The sequence below is a fragment of the Streptomyces sp. GbtcB7 genome, assembly GCF_019091445.1.
Classification (GTDB): domain Bacteria; phylum Actinomycetota; class Actinomycetes; order Streptomycetales; family Streptomycetaceae; genus Streptomyces; species Streptomyces mirabilis.
Genome location: NZ_JAGXJM010000023.1, coordinates 161,998 through 182,259, shown reverse-complemented (window position 1 = coordinate 182,259; position 20,262 = coordinate 161,998). Strand labels below are relative to the sequence as shown.

Genomic DNA, 20,262 nt, shown 5'->3' with positions numbered 1-20,262 from the left:
ACCATGAATACTGGCCTTGAAGTTGGTCCCGAGACCACGGCCGTCGCCCTCTTCGAACACCACGCCGCGCACCGGCCGGACGCGGTCGCCCTCGAGTTCGGCGGGGAGCACATCAGCTACGGCCAACTGAACGCGTGGGCGTCGCTCATCGCCCGAGGGCTGTGCGACGTGGGCACGGGTGCGCAGGCCGTGGTCGGCATCATGGCCCACCCCGGTCCGGAAATGGTCGCGGCGACCATCGCCGTGCTGAAGACGGGGGCGGCTTACGTGCCGCTCGATCCCTGCTACCCGCGCGACCGGCTGGCCTTCCTCGTGGCCGATTCCGGCATCACGTCGATACTCGTTCAGGCAGACCCGTCGGACAGTGCCGCCGGGCTGTCGGTGCCCACGGTGGCGGTGCCGGGCCGGTCCGAGGCGGGCGGGCCGGCGGAACCTCTGCTGCTCACCACGGCCAAGCCCGACGACCTGGCGTACGTGATCTACACCTCGGGGACCACCGGCAACCCCAAGGGCGTGGAGGTGACTCACGGAAACCTCGCCAACACCCTGCAGGTGATCCGTGAGCACAGTGGCTACGGCGCTCAGGACGTCGGCCTGTTGAAGTACTCGTTCAGCTTCGACTCGTCCGTGATCGAGATGTTCGCGCCGCTGACCAGCGGAGCCCGTCTCGTCATCGCGGCCGCGGACGAACGCAAGGACCCTTTCCGCCTGGCGGAACTCATCGGCACACACAAGATCACCCAGCTCGACTCCGTGCCGCTGCTGCTGGCGCAGATCCTGGAGGCCCCGGGCGCGGCGGAATCCTGCGCCTCACTGCGCGTCGTCGTCTCCGGCGGGGACGTGCTGCGGCCGGAGATGGTGAAGCGGTTCTTCGAGCTGTTGCCGAACGCCACCCTGCAGAACCACTACGGGCCGACGGAGACCACCAACGACTCCACGATCTGGTACGTCGATGCCGCCGCGGCGGACGAGTCGGTGCCGATCGGCTTCCCGGTCCGGAACACCTTCGTCTACCTGCTCGACGAGCAGCGCAACCCGGTGCCCCCGGGGACCGTCGGCGAGATCTACATCGGCGGCGCAGGCATCGCCCGTGGATACCGCAATCAGCCCGACCTCACCGCGGAGCGCTTCCTGCCGGATCCGTTCACCCCCGGCTCGCCGCGCATGTACCGGACCGGTGACCTGGGGCGGCTCCGGGGCGACGGTGCGCTCGAATTCCAGGGCCGGGCCGACCGGCAGTTGAGCATGCGGGGCTTCCGGGTCGAACCGGAGGAGATCGAGGCCGCGCTGATGAAGGATCCGACGGTGGCCCTGGCGGTGGTGACCGCGGGTGCGTCGGCAGCCGACCAGCGGCTCGTTGCCTACGTGACTGCGGCGGACTCCGAGGAGGCGCCCGACCCGACCGAGCTGCGCGCCCACATGGCGGAGCTGCTGCCGGCCCACCTGGTGCCGACGCACTACGTGGTCCTCGCCGACCTGCCGCTCAACGCGAACGGGAAGGTCGACTACCGGGCCCTGCCGGAACCCGGTGGCGAGCGGCCGGAGCTGCGCACCGAGTACGTGGCGGCTTCGACCGAGGTGCAGCGGCAGGTGGTAGCCGTCTGGCAGGACGTGCTGAACATCGAGCGGATCGGGGTGCGGGACAACTTCTTCGAGCTGGGCGGCCACTCGATCCTCGCGATCCAGGTCGTGGGCCGACTGCGCGCCGCCTTCGACGGACAGTTGCCCATGACGGCGATCTTCGGGAACCCGACCCCCGAACAACTGGCCACGGCGATCGAGGAGCGCGGGACCGCTGTGACGCGGGCGACCGACGACACCCTGCGCCAGGTGCTGGAGGCTGATGCGGAGCTGAGCCTCCACCCGATAGCCACCACTGACGCCGACCTGGGCCGGATGCGCGAACCGGAGCACATCCTGCTGACGGGAGCCGACGACTTCATCGGTGCCCACCTCCTCGCTGAACTGCTCGGGCGCACGTCGGCGACGGTGACCTGCCTGATCGGCGAAGGCGATGAGCGGCGGGCCAAGGCACGCCTGGCCGCGACCCTGCACAAGTGCGGGATCGAGCTGCCGCGGCCGCAGGACGTGTCGGTGATCGCCGGTGACCTTCGACTGCCCCGCTTCGGCCTCGGCGAACGGCGTTGGGAGGAGTTGGCGAACCAGATCGACGTGGTCTTCCACCACGGGGCGACGGAAAATCTGGCGCAGCCCTACACCGCGCTGCGTGCCGCCAACGTGTCCGGAACGCGGGAGGCGATCCGATTCGCTGCCCTCGGCAAGGTCAAAGCTCTCCACTTCACCTCCACCGTCTCGGTCATGCCTTGGAAGGCGGGCTCGGCCGAGCGGATCTGGCCTGAGCTCCCGGTGGAAAGCCCGGACGGCCTGGACTACGGTTTCGCCCAGTCCAAGTGGGTCGCCGAACAGCTGGTGGCCCGTGCGCAGAAGGCCGGAATCCCAGCGACGGTGCTGCGGATCGGCCGTGTGGTCGGCGCCGCGACCAGCGGGCGCTGGCCCGAGGACGACCTGGCGCGGATGCTGATCGTCGGCGGCGCCCAACTCGGCGCTGTACCCCGGCGCGCGGTCGCGGAGCCCTGGCTCACAGTCGAGTTCGCGGTGTCGGCCATGTGTTCCATCGCTCTGAGCGATGAGGTCTTCGGCCGGGTGTTCCACGTCGTCGACGGAACGATGGTGGACTTCGACCTCGTGGCCGGCTGGATCAGGGACCACGGCTTCGATGCAGAGGTGCTCCCGCCCGGGGAGTGGCTCTCCAAGCTCGCCGAACAGCCCGAGAACGCGGCCTTCCCGCTGCTCGGAGTACTCGATGAGGAGAGCGAGTCGGCGGTGGGGCGCGGCCGTGGCCGCAACCCCTTCGGCCAGGACAACACCCTGGCTGCGCTCGGCCGGCCGGAGCCCGGCTGGACGATGACCGGTGAGCTGGTCAATCACCTGCTCGACTCGGCCGTGCGATCTGGCGAGCTGCCGCAGCCCGAGCCGACTCGCTGAGATTCCCGATACCCATCCTGCCGACCGGCCCGGTCCGCCCCTGCGGGGGACCGGACCGGTCGGCGGCAGAGACTTCATTAAGGACGGCACGAATTGCGCGACGACGTCATGAACCCGGAGGCCGGAAGCAAGTGGGTCGAGGACAGGATCCGGGACTTCTGCGAACGGTACAAGGACGGGGGCGGCGAGAAACTCCTGCCGCTCGGCGCCGCTGTCCCACTGACCGGCTTCCGCCTCGACGAGGTGCGCTCAGCGGTGCCGGAGATCCTCCGGGCGAAGTCGGTGATCCTCCGGCACCTACTGTCCACCATGGACAGAGCGGCGGTGCTGCAGCTGTTCGGGGTCCCCTCGCAGCTCGTCCCGTGGATGCCGGTGCTCGACGACCCTGAGGGATACGAGTGCCCTGTTCTGCGAGTCGACCTCATACCCCTCGCAGACGGCTCGGTCCGGATCTGCGAGCTGAACTTGGATTCGAGCGTCGGCGGCCCGGAGACGGCCGAGTTTCGCAGGTACGAGGAGCTGGCGGCGGGGCATCCGGTCACCCCCACCCCGTACGAGCATCTGGCACGTCAACTGGCACCGATCATGCGGCAGAAGGGCCTGACCAAGGTCTGCCTGCTGGACTGGAGCACCTGGGAGGGCTACGGCCAGTTCGACCTCGAGTGGATGCGAGAAACCCTGGCACACCAGCTTCCCGCCGGGCTCGATGTGTTCGTGGCGACCGAGAAGTCGGGCGCGGAACTGATCGACGAGCAGACGCTGGTCTACCGGGTCTTCATGGCCGATGACGCGCTCGCCGACCTGGAGTTCGTGGCCGAGGTGTTCAACACGGCCGGACACGTGATCGGCGACTTCTCCGGCGAGGTGATCGGGAGCAAGGTGTGGATGGGACTTCTCCACGACCCTGAGTACCGCGCACTGCTGCCGGAGTCGACATGTGCCGTGATCGACGCCCTCGTGCCGAAAACGCATGTCGTCGCGGCTGCGAACATCGACGCGCTGATCGCTGATATGTCTGGCTACTTCTTCAAGTCGGCTGCCGACTTCGGCGGTTCGGGAGTCATCGACGGACGCACGGTGAGTGAGGCCGAGCTTCGCGACAGACTGGCGGGGGACAACCGGGGAAGCTGGGTCGCCCAGGAGATCATCACACCCGCCGAATTCGACGTACGGCTGCTCGGATCGAGTGACACGATGTCCCGGGAATGCGTCCTCGGCCTCTACCGCTACGGCGGGAGGTGGTCCGGATGCTTCCTGCGGAGCGGGTCCGGATCCTCCGTCATCAACATGTCCGCAGGCGCGGCAGTCAGCTGGGCGTATGAGGAGCCTTCCGTTGAGGCGTGAACTGCGGCAGCTGCTGGCTGCCGACACCTTCGTCAGGCTCACCGGACTGGCGTACTACACGGTCTTCACGGCCGGCATCTATCAGCTGACGGGGCGGGTGGCCGACGTCGGACTGATCGGTGCTGCCACATTGCTACCGGCCCTGCTGATGGTGGTGACAGCCGGCCGCCTCACCGCGCGGCTCACGGCGCGGCGGACCGTGATTGCGTTCACCGGCGCCCGCGTCGTGCTCTTCGCCGGAGCGGCGTTGCTGCCGATCACCACCGCGAGTCTGTTGGTGGTCGCCAGCCTGAACAGTCTGATCCATCAGGCTGTCCTCAGTGCCAAGCGCACCTTCGACGCGGATGTGCTGCAGGAACAGGAGCGCACGTCCTACAACGCACAGAGGACGATGGTCGGGAACGTCCTCGTGATCGTCGCGCCGCCGCTGGGCGGAGTCGCGGTGACCGTGCTGGGACTGACCTGGAGCCTGGTGATCGGAGCGGTGCTCGGCGCCGCTCTCCTTCCGCTGCTGGTCGCGTTGAAGGCCGTTCCCACAGCGTCACACGTGGAGCAGGAACAAGAGGTCTCGGTAGGCATGTCCGCCTCCCTGCGCCATCTGTTCCGGATGCCGCAGGTGGTGTCCATGGTGACCACGTACTGTCTCGTGGTCATCATCCTCGAGGTGGAGTCGCCGCTGATGTTCCCCTTCGCCGAGCAGGCCTACGGGCTCGACGGCAGTTTCACCGGACTGTTGCTCGGCCTGGGCGGCCTGGGGGGAATCGTGGGAGCCATCCTGACCCAGCGCTTCCCACGAGTGTTCAGCGAATCGTCCCTGTCTTGGATGATCGTCTTTGACGGCCTGGTGTTCTTCGCTTTCACCCAGGCGCATTCGGTACCTGTCGCGTGTGCGTTGTTCACCCTTCTCGGGGCCATGGGTTCTGTGAGCATCGTGCTGGTCGAGGGAGCGGTCCAGGAACACGTGGCTTCAGCGCACCGGCCGTTCGTCTTCTCCGTCATGCAGTTCGCCGGCGGGGCGGGGGGAGCCGCGCTGGGGGTCGTCGCCGCGTACATCGCCAATTCCACGGGGGCGAAGTCCGTGCTGGCATGGTGCGCGCTGATCGAGGTCGCTGCTGGGCTCGTATGTGCGCTCGTGTGGCAGATCGTACGGAAGCGGCGGGTACACGAGACACAGGCCGAGGCGGTGGTTCCCGAGACCTCGCAGTCCTGACACCACGAGGCGGTCGCCCCCCCCGAACGCGCTGGCGGGGCCACCTGCCTCCGGTCCGATGATGAGGACGAGAAACATGGCAGATCTGATCACGACCACTGTCACCTTCCCCACCGGGGCCACGACCGGCACGGCGACCGTGCTCGGGACGCGCGCGGTGCCCGGAGGCACGGGCGTGATCGTCGACACCACGCCCTTCCACCCGCTCGACCACAGCTGGCCGGACCAGCCCGGTGACATCGGGACGATGGTGGCGGGCGGAGTCGAGTACGCGGTGGTGGACTGCGTCACCGGCGGGGTCGGGCCCGAGGGCGAATTCGCGGAGGGAACCGACATCCCGGTGCGGCGCGGTACCGAGACCTGGCGCTGGTTCGCGGTGCACCTCGTGGACGGCGCGGCGCCCGCCCCCGGCCAACAGGTCGAGCTGTACGTGGACAAGGTCCGCCGCGCCGCGCTGTCGGCTGCCCACACCGGCTGCCACCTGATGGCACTCGCGCTGAACGAGGCCCTGGCCGACCGCTGGCGGAAGCAGGTGCGCGCCGACGGCCTGGGCAATCCGGACTTCGACAACATGGTCGTGGCGGACTCGCGGATCGACGTGAACGCCAGTACCGATCGCTACCGGATCGGCAAGTCGCTGCGCAAGCGCTTCGACACAGAGGGGCTGCGCGAGGCACTGCCCGGGCTGGCCTCGAACGTGAACGAAAGGCTGGCGGGCTGGCTCGCCCAGGACGCGCCGGTGCGCATCGACACACCGGGACCGGAGCTGACCGCACGTCGCCAGTGGGTGTGCGAGCTACCGGAGCGGACCGTCGGGATTCCCTGCGGCGGGACGCACCTGCGGCGGCTCGGCGAGCTGGTCTCGCTCACGGTGGAACTGACGCTCGCGGAGGACGGAAGCGAGCTGGTGGCAGTGACCACACCGAAGCGGAGTTGACCTGGTGTCAACCGGTGTTCGACGCCTGTTCTGCACATTACGCCGCTGCACCGAACGCAGAGCCGTGTGCGTCGAGTTCTCGCGGAGTTCGAAAAGGCGAAAGCGGGGAGGGTGAGTGGGTGGAAACGGTCGGCGGATCCTGTTGATCGAACCGGAGCCTTCATTGCTCGAAGCAGCGATGGAACTGGACTTCGAGGCATGGTCGCTGTCGAACTTGGTTACGGACGAACTGTTGGCGGCGGGTTCTGAGGGGCGGTATCCCATGGCGGAGCCTCCAGCCCGAAATGCGTTCCACGTGCCCATGGTTGAAATAGCGCGAGTGAACGACATCGAGCACATCCTGTACGTCGGCGACTGCCCAGCCCTCCACCACGCCGTCGAAGACGCCCTTGTGATGCTGTCCCCGAGCAGGGCTGCTTCCCTGTACGCGCTGCAGGACCCGGCCGCCATGCGCCGGACGCTGAACCAGGCCGGTGTCTCAGTGGTGAACGCGGTACGGGTGGGCTCGGTGAGCGTCGCGCGCACCTGGCTCGAGAGCCTGCCCCATCCGGTGGTCGTCAAGACCGGCCCAGGACGCGGCATTGACATCATCTGGGACAGCAGCGCCCTGGAGGCATGGGCGGCCGGTGAGCCCTCGCTGCCCTGTGTCATTGAGGAGTTCCTTGAGGGGCCGCAGCTCATCGTGGACACCTTCACTCATGCTGGTATGCACCATGTGCTCGGCATGACCGGCACTACCCTCACCGGGGGGCAATTCGTCCACCCCGCCGAACTGGCGGAGGTGCCCGCGGCAGCGGCCAGGGCCATCGTCCTCGCCCTGCTCGACCTCACCGGTCTTGAGAGCGGATGCGTACGCACCCGCGTGGTCCTCACGCCGCGAGGGCCGCGCATCGCGAGCGCGCAGGCATCCCCCGTCCCCGGACCGGTCGCCCGCCTCAGAACGGCAGTCACCGGCCAGGACCTGGGTGCGGAGATGCTGGCCAGTCTGGTCCCGCGGGCGGACCCCCGCCGCCCCCTGCGGGGTTCACCTGCCCGCCCCGACTAGGGCGCGTATCGAGTCGTGATCAATCTGCGGGAATCGCCGTCGCGCTGGAGCTTGATCGGCCAACTCGTCCGACTCAGTGGCCCTCGCTGACCGACGCGGCTGGGGTGGCTGGAGTTGGTGCGGGCGACAAGACCGGAGACGATGCCCGACGAGCAGCGGATCAGTCCACCTCGGCAAACTCAAAGGCATCAGGAAAGATGTTGGTGCTGATGTGTCCCGACAGCCAGCCGAGCAGGAACTCGACTGCACCCACAGAATGGGCGTCGTAGTACCAGCCCCGCGGATTCCAGCAGACGACCGTCCACTCGTCCGGCTTCCTGTCAGTGAGCCAGCACACGCGGTCCCCATTGTCCAGCAGCCGCTTCGCCGGGCCGACCAGCAGGTCTCGCCCGCCAAAGGGCGTAAGTGGCGTCAAGAACTCGGCGAAGTGGTAGGCCCCGTAGGCTCCGTAGGCTCCGTAGGCTCCGTAGGCTCCGACCAACTGCTTGAAGTCCGAGGGGAGTTCCATGCCGAGTGCTGCCTCCACCTCGTTCCAGTCTCCGTTCGCCCACAGTGGTTGCGGCGGCGGAGGGACGAGGCGAGTGAGGTCGTCGAACGCGGCCATGGGATTGAGCTGGCGTGCAAGCGGTCTTCGGCAACCCGGGATCCAATGAACTGTCCTTCCTGACCGGGCTTCCGGAGGACATCCCGTACTACCTGGTCCTCCAGGAGGGCGCCGCGATCGCGATCGCCGACGGCTTCGCGCAGGCGTCGGGCACGGTCGGCTTCCTGAACCTGCACGCGGCCTCGGGCACCGGCAACTCCATGGGCTGCATGACCAACACGGTGGACTGCCACACGCCGATGGTGGTGATGGCGGGTCAGCAGGCGAGACGCTACGTACCGGTGGGCGCGATGCTCACCAACGTCGACCCGGTCAAGCTCGGTGATCCACTGGTGAAGTGGTCGGGCGAGCCGCTGCGCCCGCAGGACGGGCCGGCCCTGGTGTCCAAGGGGCTGATGCTCGCCGACTCCGCGCCCCGCGGCGTGGTCTACCTGTCCGTCCCCCTGGACGACTGGACGCAGCCGGCGGAGGAGGACGCGCTCGACCTGCTGCTCGAACGCGAGATGATCGGCACCCCCGTGCTTCCGCAGAAGGCCGTGGACAGCCTCGTCAGCGCATTGGACCGCGCCTCGGCGCCGGCCCTCGTGCTGGGGCCCGGCTCCGACACCGAGGAGGGGTTCCAGGCCGCGGTCGCGCTGGCCGAACGCGCACGACTCCCCGTCTGGGTCGCCCCCAGCCCGCCCCGCTCGCCGTTCCCGACGCGGCACCGCTGTTACCAGGGGCAGTTGCCGTCGTCCGCGGGCGCCGTCGCGGACGTGCTCGCGCGGTACGACACGGTGATCTGCTTCGGCGCGCCCGTCTTCCGCTACCACGCGCCGAGCGACGATCCCTTCCTGCGGCCCGGCGTCAGGGTGCACGCGGTCACCGATGACCCCGACGAGGCGGCGCGGGCGCCGTTCGGGCGGATTGCGGTGGGCGATCCCTCGGACGCGCTGGCGCGGGTCGCCGCGGCCGTCGCCGACAGCGGCCGGGACTGGCCACCGGCCCGTACTCTGCCCGAAACCGACACCAGCGGACCGCACTTCACCACCGAGGCGATTCTCGACGCGATCGACCGGGGCACAAGCGAGGACACCGTCTTCGCCCTGGAGTGGACGTCGGCGGACCTGGTGCGCGACCGGTTGACGATCAGCCGGCCCAAGTCGCTGTTCTACTGCGCCGCCGGCGGCCTCGGCTGGGGGCTGCCCGCGGCGATCGGGCTGCGGCTGGGCTGCCCGGACCGGCCGGTGGTCGCGCTGATCGGGGACGGCGCCATGCAGTACACCCCGTCCGCGCTGTGGACCGCGATGCGGCACCAGGTGGCCGTCACGTTCGTGGTGTGCACGAACACCAAGTACCGCGCGCTGCAGGAGTTCTCGGAGGTCCTGCACGTACCCGAGGGGCCCTACCTGGACATCTCCGGCCTCGACGTGCTGGACATCGCCCGCGGCTACGGAGTCGAGACCCACCGCGCTGAGTCCCTGGACGACCTCACGGACTACCTCCGGCAGCAGGAGACCGCGACCGGCCCTCGCCTGGTGGAGATCCTCCAGCGCTGACCCCGCCCCCGGCCGAACCGAACCCATCGGCGCGCTCTGGGCAGTGCCTGCCGACCACCTCAGTGCCCGAACTCGATCCGCCGCCGCTCACTTGAGGCAGTGAGTGGCAGCGGCAGGCACGCCAGCACCTAGCTGTTCCAACCTGGAGTCGACATGGAGAGCAGGCCCCCATCGACTCGGGCAACTGGTACCGATCGTACGGCAACGAGAACTGGGAGTTCGACGACGGCGGACTCATGCGCCGGCGTATTGCCAGCATCAACGACCTGCGCATACGGGAAGGCCGAACAACGATCGGAGTGCTGCTACTTCCGTGTTCGGCCCAGGTGGGCCGCGGACGCCCCCACACGCGGGAGCGAGGCCTGAATGCCAATGCGATGCACCCCGGTTCACCGGAACGCACCACGCTACGTCACTTCACGGATGAGCCTTGGCGGGGGCGTTCGTGTACGGCACGGCGTCGTGCAGCGTGGATGGCGAGGCCGAAAGCGCGGACGTCGAACCGCTGAACTGGGCCGTGATCTCCCCGACCGCCGGAGCGGCCGCGTCGATCTAGACGAGAGCCTTGACGTTACTGACCCCGGCTGCCGCGTTCGTGATGACCGAACCACCGTAGGAGTACCCCACGAGTACGATCGGGCCTTTGACAGGCTTGAGGAAGTCCTTCACCGTGAACGCGTCGGTGGTCAGAGTCTGCAGAGGGTTGCCAGTGGCACGCACCGTGTCCGGCCGGCGCGGCGCCGTCGCCAGAGCCATCGGGACATACCACCGCCGCGTAGTAGACGCCTTCATCAGAGGCTTCCTTGTTCCAGCTTCACCTGCCTGGGACCGAAATGCCCGGGTTATCGGCGCGGAACAGTACGGATGCCGTCTTCGGACCCTCGGACTCCGTACAAGTCCGTGTGTCGGCTCTACTTTCCTGCGGCGGGGGCCTCGGTGGCGTACAGCGCCTCGTGCAGGGTTGCCGTGGTCTCGACCACGGCGTCCTTGTTAGCCTGGGTGTTACGCAGCGCGTTCAGCATCATGAAGTCGTGGGTGACTCCGCCGTAGTGCGACGAGGTCACCCGCACGCCGGCCGAAGTCAGCTTGGCCGCGTACGACTTGGCCGCGTCCTCCAGCACGTCGGAGTCGGTGATCACCAACGCGGGCGGCAGGCCCTTCAACTGGTCGACGGTCGCCTTCAGCGGCGAGGCCAGCGGGTTGGAACGGTCGGCCACGCGGGGCGCGTAGGCATTCCAGAACCACATCATGGCGGGCCGGGCAAGCCAGCAGTTCTCGGCGTAGCGGGAGTACGACGCCCTGTCGAAGTCAGCGTCCGTGACCGGGTACAGCATCACCTGTTGCCGGAAGTGCGGTCCGCCGCGCTGCTTGGCCATCAGCGTGACCGCGGCGGTCATGTCTCCGCCCACCGAGTCACCGGCCACCGCCAACCGGCTGGAGTCGACACCGATCTCGCCGCCGTGCTCACCGACCCACTTGGCGACGGTGTACGCCTGCTCGATCGGTACCGGGAACTGAGCCTCAGGTGACGGGGTGTAGTCGACGAACACAACCGCGGCACGGGCCCCGTCGGCGATCTCACGCACGAGACGCTCATGGGTCTTGAAGTTGCCCAACACCCAGCCGCCGCCGTGGATGTAGACGATGCCGGGCAGGGTTCCCTTGACGCCGTCGGGGCGCACGATGTGCACCGACACCGGTCCCGTCGGACCGCCCGGCACGCTGCGCTGGCTGATCTGCGCGGGCCGCATCGGGACGGGGTCCGCCTGGAGCTTGTCCAGCACGTCACGCGCAGCCGGGTACGACAGCTTGTACAGCGGCGGACCGTCGGCCGCCGCCAGCTGGTTGAGGAAGTCCTGGTCGATCGTCTCCAGCTTCTGCGGTGGGTTGCCGCACGGGACGTACTTGGCCTCCTCGGCCACCGCGGTCAAGTCCCGGCCGGTCCCGGCGGCGCCGTCACCGGCGCCGCAGGCGCTGAGCGCGGTGCCTATCGCGGTCAGAAGTGCGGCCACTGCGACGTGGCGCAGGCGACGTGTCTTGGGCACGCCGAGAGTTGTTCTCATGTCTGCGGATTCCCTACATGATGGACTCGACCCCCTCCGTAATCCTGCGGACGCCACTCGGCGTCCACCATCCGCGTTAGGCCACACGAGGCACCGGACCATCGAATCCGGCGGCCCGTCCCACCTCGTGCAGGCCGGACGTCGGCTGCGTCAAGAAGGTCGTTCGGGCACCGGGAACGGGGACGCCGGGCCCTGCCGCGCCGGTCACTACGGGACCGTCGACTCACCAGTGGCGCGTGCCGGCAGCGGGGCGGGCAGTGTGCGGTGGTCCAGCTGCGGTCGAACGTCGCGGTCGTAGGTACGGCACCGTCGCGGTACGGGTGTTGAGGTCGTATCCCGCGCCTTCAGCACACCAGTCCAAGTCACAGTGGGCGGCCCCGGCCAGCAGCGAGCGAGCCAAGAGTGGCAGTCGGGTCCGCCCCCGCAGGTGGAAGAGTCGATCTTCGGTGCCAGACGGCAGAGCCAACGTGCCGTGGCCTCGGCGCCGTCCCGCACGGAGACAGCGATCAGGCTGAAAGGAGCCGTGGGCCACAGTTCGATGCACGCCACGGGTCCACCGGGCCGCACCGCCACGAAATCCTTTCCGCCGCGGTGGCCCCGCGTGCCGACGCACAGCGCACCGGGAATCCAGAGCACTCAAAGGGTCGCCGGCCGACGCACGACGTCGGCGGTGAAGGCTCGGCCGCGCGACACCCATCCGAGTTGCACCACCACGCGTGTCCGATAGGTTCACTTTTGCGGACAGTCATGCAGCTGTCGGCGCTCCAGGCGCCGGTGCGGCTGCCGTATGCGGTCATGCGCCTTTCGGCGCCGAGCCGGCTCAGGGAATCCGCTCATGCCAGCGCCGTACGCCACCACCTGGTTCCTTACCTGAGGAGAACCATGACTGGGGAAGCAACTCCGAGATCAAACGCGGGGATCGGCGGGGGATGCCCTATGGGCGCCTTCGCTCGGCGGGCGCTCCTTCAGGGCGCGGCTGCGGGCCTGGCCGGAGCGGCGGGCGGGACCGTCTTCGGCGACGGTGTGGCGCTCGCCGCCCCGGTGCGCAGCGGTCAGCGGCGCGTGATGTCGCGTGTGATTCCCCTGTACGGCCCTCACCAGGCCGGCATCCTCACTCCGCCCCAACAGAACGCGATTTTCCTCTCGTGCGACGTGACCGCCTCCGACCGTGCAGGGCTCACGGAGTTGTTCCGCACGCTGACTTCGCGGGCCCGCTTCCTCACGGCGGGCGGCAGGCCCCCGAAGGAGCCCCCGTCCTCAACGCCATCGGACAGCGGCATCCTGGGACCCACGGTCGTCTCGGACGGTCTCACCCTGACCGTCGGAGTGGGCGCATCCCTGTTCGACGACCGCTACGGACTGAGCGGGCGCAAGCCGGTCCAGCTCGTGTCCATGAAGCCCTTCCTCCACGATGACCTGGATCCCGCCCTGAGTCAGGGGGACCTGCTGATCCAGATCTGTGCCGATCACCGCGACACGACGGTGCACGCACTGATCGACATCCTGACCCACACCAAGTCCGCGATGAAGCTGCGCTGGCGCATCGACGGTCAGCGCAACCCGGAACGCCCCGTGGGTGTCCGGCGTGACTGGTTCGGCTTCAAGGACGGCATCGCCAATCCGGACACCACCGACTCCGCGCAGATGAACCAGTGGGTCTGGGCCCAGCCGAAGTCCAGCGAACCGGACTGGGCCGCAGGCGGCACGTACCACGCGGTGCGTATCGTGCACTTCCACATCGAGGCGTGGCAGAAGGTGCCCGTCGCCGAGCAGGAGCGGATCTTCGGCCGCCGCAAGGCGAGCGGTGCTCCCATGTACGCCGTGGGCGAGAACGCCTCGGACCTCCTCGACCCCATCTACACCAATGACCCGCAGGGCCTGATCACCCCGCTGAACTGTCACATCCGCCGCGCCAATCCCCAGACCCCCGACACCGCGGCAACCAGCACCATCCTGCGCCGCAGTTACGACTACGACCGAAGCCCCAATGAGCCGGAACTCGACATGGGCCATGCGTTCGTCTGCTTCCAGCGAGAACTCAAGACCTACATCGCCATGCAGACCCGGCTGGAAGACGAGGCGCTGGTGCCCTACATCACGCCGAAGGGCGGGGGCTACTTCTTCGCACTTCCTGGAGTCCGGGACGAGAAGGACTACTACGCCCGCGGGCTGTTGACCTGAACCCGACCCCGACCCTTGTCACCCGGCGGCCGTCGGCACGATGCCGGCCGGTCCCGGACCAAGCCTTGTGACGCGCACAGGAGGCGAGATGTTCTCTGCCCTGCGGACCCGAGCCGGCAGCGGCCGCCGACACCCCAGGACACTCCGACCCGCCCTCGCCGCGACCATCGGCATCCTGTTGACCTCCTGCACCTCCGCCGGGTCGGCCGAAACGCATGCCGCAGCCAGGATGCCTGCGCCCTCCGACGGCCCCGGCTCCAGCGGCCGCGTGTATGTCACCAACCAGCAGGACAACACCCTCTCGGTCATCGACGCCCACACCTACAAGGTCCTCGCCACCGTAAAGACCGGTACAGCACCCGAAGGTGTCGCGGTCACCCAGGACGGCAGAAACGTCTACATCGCCGAGAACGGTTCGGCCCAGGTAGCGGTGCTCGACACCCGCAACAACAAAATCACCACGACCGTGTCGGTGGAGAAGAGCCCCACGGGTGTCAGCATCACGCCCGACGGCAGATCGCTCTACGTCGCCAACGGCGGCTCCAACACCATCTCGGTGATCGACACCGGAACCAACCGGGTCACCGCACGCATCCCGGTCGGCAAATCCCCGGTGAACGTGGCCTTCAGCCGTGACGGTAGTACCGCCTACGTCGCGAATTCCGGGTCGGGCACCCTGTCGGTCATCGACACCCGTACACGCCGGGTCACCGGGAACCTCCCCGCCGGGCGTTCCCCTGTGGGCGTCGTCGTCACTCCCGACGGCAAGTCCGCCTACGTCGCCGACGAGGTCGCAGCACGCGTCCTGGCCGTTGATACCCGCACCCGCAAGACGACTGAGGTGCCCGTCGGCGAAGGCCCCTTCGACGTGGCAATCGGGCCGGACGCCACATCGGTCTACGCCGCCGTTCTCGGCCCGGGCAAGGTGTCTGTGATCGACACCGGCAGCAACCGCGTCTCGTCGGCCATCTCCGTGGGCCCTCCCGGCACCGACCCGTTCAACCTTGAGGTCACCAGCCACGGCATCTACGTCACGGAGCAGGCCGCGGGCACCCTCACGGTCATCGACCCCAAGTCCCGCAAGGTCCGCGCAACGGTCACCGTCGGCAACAGCCCCTACGGCGTGGCAGTGAGTTGATAGCACGCCACCCGCCTGGTCTCACTCACCGCACGGTGCCCGACCGGGGTGCCGCGTGACTCGCTCTGCGCGGGCGGGCCGGTCAGAGCTCGCCCGGTGCGCCGAGGCCGGTCAGGGCGCCGACCGGGTCGAGGTCGGGGGTGCCCCGGGGCCACCAGTCCTCGCGGCCCGGTTCCGATTCGTAGGCGTACCAGAGGCCGTCGTGGCCCAGGCGGAGCTGGGCGTGGCCACGGGGGTGGGTGAGCTGGTTGCGCCAGGGGCGGAAGGCGGGGAGGTCGGCGGCGAGGAGGAGGGGGCGAGCGCGGTCGAAACGGCCCGCGGGCGGGTCCCAGGGCTCTTCGAGGACGGTGAGCCCTTCGAGCCCGCCCTGCCGCCAGGCGGCGACCGCGCGCGCCAGGTCGGCGGGGGTACGGCCGGCGACGGAGGCCAGCGAGGAGTACAGGGCGCGGGTCGCGCCGGTGAGGCCGGAACCGGGGCGGGCGGCGGCGAGCCGTACCGCGTCCTGCCACAGCGTCAACTCCGCGACCGGGTCGCGGCCCGTGGTGAGCAGCGCGTGCGCGCGGGCAGCCGCGTCCGTGGCGAGCTGGTCCAGCGCGAACGGGTCGGGGCCGCCCGGCGCGCCCGGGTAGGTCGGCGGCTGCTCGGGGTGCGCGGGGGCGGGCAGCGGCGCCGGGAGGGGCGGCAGCGCCCGGCGCGCGAGGGCGTCACGGGCCCGTACGCCGGGCAGTGGCGCCGACTGCTGTTCCTGGGCGGCGCGGGCCGCGCGGGTGGCGTTGCGGCGGGACAGCGCGTCCAGCAGCTCGCGCTCGCCCCTGCCGCGCAGCAGAAGCAGCACGAAGGGGTCCTCGTCGAGCAGACGTGCCGTCTGGTAGCAGAGGGCGGCGGCGTGTTTGCAGGGGTGGCCGTGGTCGGGGCAGCTGCACTGGGGTGCGAGGTCGCCGGGGCCGGGAAGCAGGTCGGCTCCGCAGTCCGCGAGCGACTTGGGCATCTCCTTGTCGAGGAGCGCCGCGATGTGCCCGGGGCGCTCGGCCGCCGCGTCGAGGAAACGGTCCCAGTCGCCGTCGTCCAGCGTCCGCAGTCGGACCTGGACGCGGTACGGCCGCGGGCGGCTCCCGTGGACATAGGCCAGCACGAGTCCCGGTGTGACGGTGATGGCGTCGACGTGCCCCTGGTCGGCGTACGCCCGTCCGCGCGCCAGCCGCGCCGCGTCCAGGGCCCCCTCTTCGAGGGCGCTCACCCAGGCGTTGCCCCACCAGGTCTCCGCGAAGGTGTCCGCGTGCGAGGTGCGGGCGGGGAGCGCTTCGAACGTGCGGCGCAGCTCGCCGTCGCGGCGCGGGGACGCCATGGAGCGCGGCACGGCGGCGGCCGACGGGAACGTGCTCGCCTCACTGAGCCGGGGCTGCGTCGAGAGCCTCGGGTGCTCCGAGTGCTCCGGGTGTGCAGACCTGCGGTGCCCCTTCTCGGCGTCGGTTTCGGCGTCGGTCTTGGTGTCGCTGTTGGCGTCGGAGGCGGTCTCGGTGTTGGTCTCGACGTCGGTCTTGGTGTCCGTGTCGGGGTGCCCCGAACGGCCGCTGGCGGTTGTCTCGCGCGGCGCTTCGGCGCCGGGCAGCTCGAAGGCCTCCGCGAGCACCTCTCGTACGTCCCGGACCCGGCCTCCCCGGTCCTGGTCCCGTCGGTCGCGCCGGACCCGCGCACCGGCCGCCGCGCGGTCCGCCGCACGGTCTGCCGACCGGTGCGCGCTTCCGGCTCCCTTGGTTTCCGCCGCCGTCCGCGCCTGTCGCGCCTCCGTGCGCGCCGCGCGCAGTGCCTCGCGGGCGATGTCACCAGGACGCGTGCCGGCTACGGGCACGTCGGCGGACGGGGCGTCCGCCGTCTCCGCACGGGCGGAAGGCCGTACCGGACCGGGTCCGGCGCCTGAGGCGGTCTCCGGATCCGGGACGGTGTCGGCACCCGGACCCGGGTCCGGATGCGGATGCGGATGCGGACCGCTCCCCCTCGTGGCGGTCGTGGCGGCCCGGCGCAGGGCCTCCCTGGCCGCGTCGCCCGGTCGGGCCGCCGGGGAGGTCACCCCGTCGGACCGCGAACCCGGCTCGTCCCCTGCCGCCGCGCCCCGGGTATCGCGCTCCCGCGCGGCCCGCAGCGCGCGACGCGCCACGTCGGCGGGGCGCGGCCCGGCCGCGGGAGCGGACGGCTCGGCGTCCGGCACGTCCATGCCCTCGGTCACCGGTCGTGTCTCCTCCTCGGCACCGCTCACGACGACCTCCGCAGTGACACCAGGTCCGACAGCTCGCGGTCGGTCAGTTCGGTGAGGGAGGCCTCTCCGGAGCCCAGGATGGCGTCGGCGAGCGCCCGCTTCGCTTCGAGCATCTCGGCGATGCGGTCCTCGACCGTGCCCTCGGTGATGAGGCGGTGGACCTGGACGGGCTGGGTCTGGCCGATGCGGTAGGCGCGGTCAGTGGCCTGTTCCTCGACGGCCGGGTTCCACCAGCGGTCGAAGTGGACGACGTGGCCCGCCCGGGTGAGGTTCAGGCCGGTGCCCGCGGCCTTGAGGGACAACACCAGGATCGGGGTGGCCCCGCTCTGGAAGCGGTCCACCATGTGCTCGCGTTCGGCGACCGGGGTGCCGCCGTGCAGAAGCTCCACCGGGACGGCGCGCGCGGCCAGGTGGGCGGTGATCAGTCGGGCCATCCCCACGTACTGGGTGAAGACCAGCGCCGAGCCGTCCTCGGCGAGCAGTGTGTCCAGCAGTTCGTCGAGCAGGGCGAGCTTGCCGGAGCGGGCGGAGGGGCCGAGGGCGACCGCCCGGGCGTCCTCCTTCAGGAACAGCGCCGGGTGGTTGCAGATCTGCTTGAGGGAGGTGAGGAGCTTCAGGACCAGGCCCCGGCGGGCGATGCCGTCGGTCGTCTCGATGGCGAGCATCGACTCGCGGACCACGGCCTCGTAGAGGGAGGCCTGCTCGCGGGTCAGGGGGACCGGGTGGTCCGTCTCCGTCTTGGGCGGGAGCTCGGGGACGATCCCTGGGTCGGACTTCTTGCGACGGAGCAGGAAGGGGCGGATCAGCCGGGCCAGGCGGGCGATCGCCTCCTCGTCCTCGCCGTTCTCCACGGCGCGCGCGTGTCGGGCGCGGAAGGACTTGAGGGGTCCGAGCAGGCCGGGCGTCGTCCAGTCCAGCAGGGCCCACAGCTCGGAGAGGTTGTTCTCCACGGGCGTGCCGGTGAGGGCCACGCGCGCGGGGGACGGGATCGTCCGTAGGGCCTTCGCCGTCGCCGAGTAGGGGTTCTTGACGTGCTGGGCCTCGTCGGCGACGACCATGCCCCACGTCTGCTGGGCGAGCCGGGGCGCGGCCGAGCGCATCGTGCCGTAGGTGGTGAGGACGAAGCCGCCGTCGAGGTCCTCCAGGGTGCGGTCGGGGCCGTGGAAGCGGCGGACGGGGACGCCGGGCGCGAAGCGGTTGATCTCCCGCTGCCAGTTGCCCATGAGCGATGCCGGGCAGACGACCAGGGTGGGTTCGCCGCGCTCCCGGCGCAGGTGCAGGGCGATGACGGTGATGGTCTTGCCGAGGCCCATGTCGTCGGCGAGGCAGCCGCCGAGGCCGAGCGAGGTCATGAGGTCGAGCCAGGCGAGGCCCCGCAGCTGGTAGTCCCGCAGCCGGGCCTGGAGACCCGGGGGCGGCTCCACGGGGGTGATGCCGGCCGTCAGACGGTCGCGCAGCGTGGCGAGGGCGCCGACCGGCACCGCCTCGACCGTCTCGCCGTCGACCTCCGCGGTGCCGGTGAGCGCCACCGACAGGGCGTCGACCGGGTCGAGCAGGCCCAGCTCCCGCTTGCGTGCCTTGCGGACGAGCGCGGGGTCGACGAGGACCCACTGGTCGCGCAGCCGGACGACCGGGCGGTGGGCCTCGGCGAGGGCGTCCATCTCGGCCTCGGTGAGCGGGTCACCGCCGAGGGCCAACTGCCAGCGGAACTGGAGCAGTTCCTCGCTCTCGAAGAATCCGGTGCCGTCCGTGGCCGAGCCGGGCGCGGGGCGCACCACCGCGGCGGCGCTGAGGTCGTGGGCGAGGTCGCGGGGCCAGTGGACGGCGACGCCGGCCGCGCCGAGGCGGTTCGCGGCGATGCCGAGCAGGTCGGAGAGCTCCTCTTCGGAGAGTGCGAGGACGTCGGGCACGTCCTGTTCGGACAGGCGGTCCAGGGGCGGCCAGACGCGGGCGGCGCGGCGCACGGCGAGCGCCGCGTCCACGCGCGCGCGGGGGCCGAAGGCCGTGTCGGCGTCGCCCGCCCACAGGGCCGCGGCGTCGACGACGAGGGTGGGGTCGGCGAGGCTGTGCACCTGGACGACGGCGGCGCCCGCGCGGTGCGCGCCCTCGCCGTCGTCGAAGAGCTGGTACGCCGACAGGTCCAGGCGGAGCGAGATCCGTACGCCCGCGTCCATGCCCGCGGCGACCTCGGCGGCCCAGTCGTGGGCTCCGGGCAGCCGCTGCGGCTCTCCGGCCGCGAAGGGTTTCCCCGAGGTGTGGGGAGCGGCGGGGGTGCGGGGCAGGGTGTCGGCGACCGCGTCCAGGAAGGAGCGCATCAGCGCTTCCGGGTCGGGCAGCCGGAGGGGGCCCTTGCCGGGGAGCGGGACGGCATGCCCTTCGTACGGAAGAGCGGCGGCCACGGCCCGCAGGTGGGCGATGTCGTCCGGGTCCAGTGGGCCCGCGCGCCAGGCGTCGTGGCCCTCGGGGGTGAGCCCGGGCAGCAGCCGGCCCCGCGCGACGAGCCGCAGCGCGTGCAGCGCGGCCGCGCCCCAGCAGGTCGTGGCCGGATGCGCGGCGCGGTCGTGGCGGGCCCCGGCGAGCAGCGGGAGGGCCTCGGCGATCGGCAGGGTCAGGGCGGGGACGGTGCCGCGGCGGGCTCCCGAGCCGTGCGGTCGTACCACCGTCAGCTCGGTCGGCTCGGCGGACGTCGTGCTCTCGGCGGGCGGCACGCTCCCGGAGCCGCCGTCGGGCGGCAGCGGCCCGCCCTCAGGGTCCCAGAAGGCGACGCGCCCCTGGCGGGGCACGGGTGCGGGCAGGAAGACGGCGGCAAACCGCACCGGCACAGCCGCATCGGTCCTCACGGCCTCGTCGCCCATACGTCCGGTCACCTCCCGCCCCTCGGCCGAATCAGTTGTCTTCGACTCTACGGGCGGGCTCTGACAATCGGTCCCCGACGGTGGCGC

At 70.3% G+C, this 20,262-nt stretch carries 13 protein-coding genes and 2 pseudogenes; 10 read left to right on the top strand and 5 right to left on the bottom strand.

Features of this window, described 5'->3' with window-relative positions:
* Nucleotides 1-3: 3 nt before the first annotated feature.
* The 5 genes from KVT44_RS33440 (at nucleotide 4) to KVT44_RS33420 (ending at nucleotide 7,542) form a co-directional block, all read left to right on the top strand.
* Nucleotides 4-3,006: an amino acid adenylation domain-containing protein gene (locus KVT44_RS33440; protein WP_217570992.1), complete on the top strand. Its 3,003-nt coding sequence runs from the start codon at nucleotides 4-6 to the stop codon at nucleotides 3,004-3,006.
* A 93-nt stretch (nucleotides 3,007-3,099) separates the two neighbouring features.
* A complete protein-coding gene (locus tag KVT44_RS33435; RefSeq protein WP_217570990.1) occupies nucleotides 3,100-4,350 on the top strand; it encodes a hypothetical protein in 1,251 nt (416 codons plus the stop codon).
* Complete coding sequence (locus KVT44_RS33430) at nucleotides 4,340-5,560, top strand: MFS transporter (RefSeq protein ID WP_217570988.1); 1,221 nt, start codon at nucleotides 4,340-4,342, stop codon at nucleotides 5,558-5,560. Before KVT44_RS33435 ends, KVT44_RS33430 begins: the two co-directional genes overlap by 11 nt.
* A 76-nt stretch (nucleotides 5,561-5,636) precedes the next feature.
* Nucleotides 5,637-6,497 (top strand): metal-dependent hydrolase, encoded by an 861-nt coding sequence (locus KVT44_RS33425; RefSeq protein WP_217570986.1) that lies wholly within the window; start codon nucleotides 5,637-5,639, stop codon nucleotides 6,495-6,497.
* Nucleotides 6,498-6,816: 319 nt separating this feature from the next.
* The gene (locus tag KVT44_RS33420) at nucleotides 6,817-7,542 is read left to right on the top strand and encodes a hypothetical protein (protein WP_217570984.1); all 726 of its coding nucleotides are present in this window, start codon (nucleotides 6,817-6,819) and stop codon (nucleotides 7,540-7,542) included.
* 160 nt (nucleotides 7,543-7,702) lie between these two features.
* On the opposite strand, the gene KVT44_RS33415 is transcribed toward KVT44_RS33420, so the two are convergent.
* A complete protein-coding gene (locus KVT44_RS33415) occupies nucleotides 7,703-8,146 on the bottom strand; it encodes a hypothetical protein (protein ID WP_217570982.1) in 444 nt (147 codons plus the stop codon).
* Nucleotides 8,147-8,160: 14 nt separating this feature from the next.
* Here KVT44_RS33415 and mdlC point away from each other — a divergent pair, with 14 nt between their 5' ends.
* The 3 genes and pseudogenes from mdlC (at nucleotide 8,161) to KVT44_RS60160 (ending at nucleotide 10,240) form a co-directional block, all read left to right on the top strand.
* A complete protein-coding gene (gene mdlC, locus KVT44_RS33410; RefSeq protein ID WP_217570979.1) occupies nucleotides 8,161-9,684 on the top strand; it encodes a benzoylformate decarboxylase in 1,524 nt (507 codons plus the stop codon).
* Nucleotides 9,685-9,857: 173 nt separating this feature from the next.
* Nucleotides 9,858-9,965, top strand: a pseudogene (locus tag KVT44_RS33405) (DUF1348 family protein); the annotation flags it as partial.
* Between the two features lie 149 nt (nucleotides 9,966-10,114).
* On the top strand, nucleotides 10,115-10,240 hold the full coding sequence (locus KVT44_RS60160; RefSeq protein WP_302832135.1) for a hypothetical protein: 126 nt from the start codon (nucleotides 10,115-10,117) through the stop codon (nucleotides 10,238-10,240).
* On the opposite strand, the pseudogene KVT44_RS33400 reads toward KVT44_RS60160, so the two are convergent.
* Nucleotides 10,240-10,389: pseudogene (locus KVT44_RS33400) on the bottom strand (alpha/beta hydrolase); the annotation flags it as partial. The gene KVT44_RS60160 and the pseudogene KVT44_RS33400 sit on opposite strands and share 1 nt — an antisense overlap.
* 206 nt (nucleotides 10,390-10,595) lie before the next feature.
* Entirely contained in the window at nucleotides 10,596-11,747 is a 1,152-nt protein-coding gene (locus KVT44_RS33395; RefSeq protein ID WP_217570975.1) for an alpha/beta hydrolase, read from the bottom strand.
* A gap of 936 nt (nucleotides 11,748-12,683) precedes the next feature.
* Between KVT44_RS33395 and KVT44_RS33390 the strand changes: the two genes are divergently transcribed.
* Together KVT44_RS33390 and KVT44_RS33385 are read left to right on the top strand one after the other, a co-directional pair.
* Nucleotides 12,684-13,928 carry a Dyp-type peroxidase gene (locus KVT44_RS33390; protein ID WP_217570974.1) on the top strand — a complete coding sequence of 415 codons (1,245 nt, stop codon included), beginning with the start codon at nucleotides 12,684-12,686 and terminating at the stop codon, nucleotides 13,926-13,928.
* A gap of 88 nt (nucleotides 13,929-14,016) precedes the next feature.
* Nucleotides 14,017-15,066: a cytochrome D1 domain-containing protein gene (locus KVT44_RS33385; RefSeq protein WP_217570972.1), complete on the top strand. Its 1,050-nt coding sequence runs from the start codon at nucleotides 14,017-14,019 to the stop codon at nucleotides 15,064-15,066.
* A gap of 82 nt (nucleotides 15,067-15,148) precedes the next feature.
* Here the strand turns inward: KVT44_RS33385 and KVT44_RS33380 are convergent, their stop codons facing one another.
* The gene (locus KVT44_RS33380) at nucleotides 15,149-17,278 is read right to left on the bottom strand and encodes an SWIM zinc finger family protein (protein WP_217571062.1); all 2,130 of its coding nucleotides are present in this window, start codon (nucleotides 17,276-17,278) and stop codon (nucleotides 15,149-15,151) included.
* 38 nt (nucleotides 17,279-17,316) lie between these two features.
* A complete protein-coding gene (locus KVT44_RS33375; RefSeq protein WP_217571060.1) occupies nucleotides 17,317-20,175 on the bottom strand; it encodes a DEAD/DEAH box helicase in 2,859 nt (952 codons plus the stop codon).
* Nucleotides 20,176-20,262: the final 87 nt, after the last annotated feature.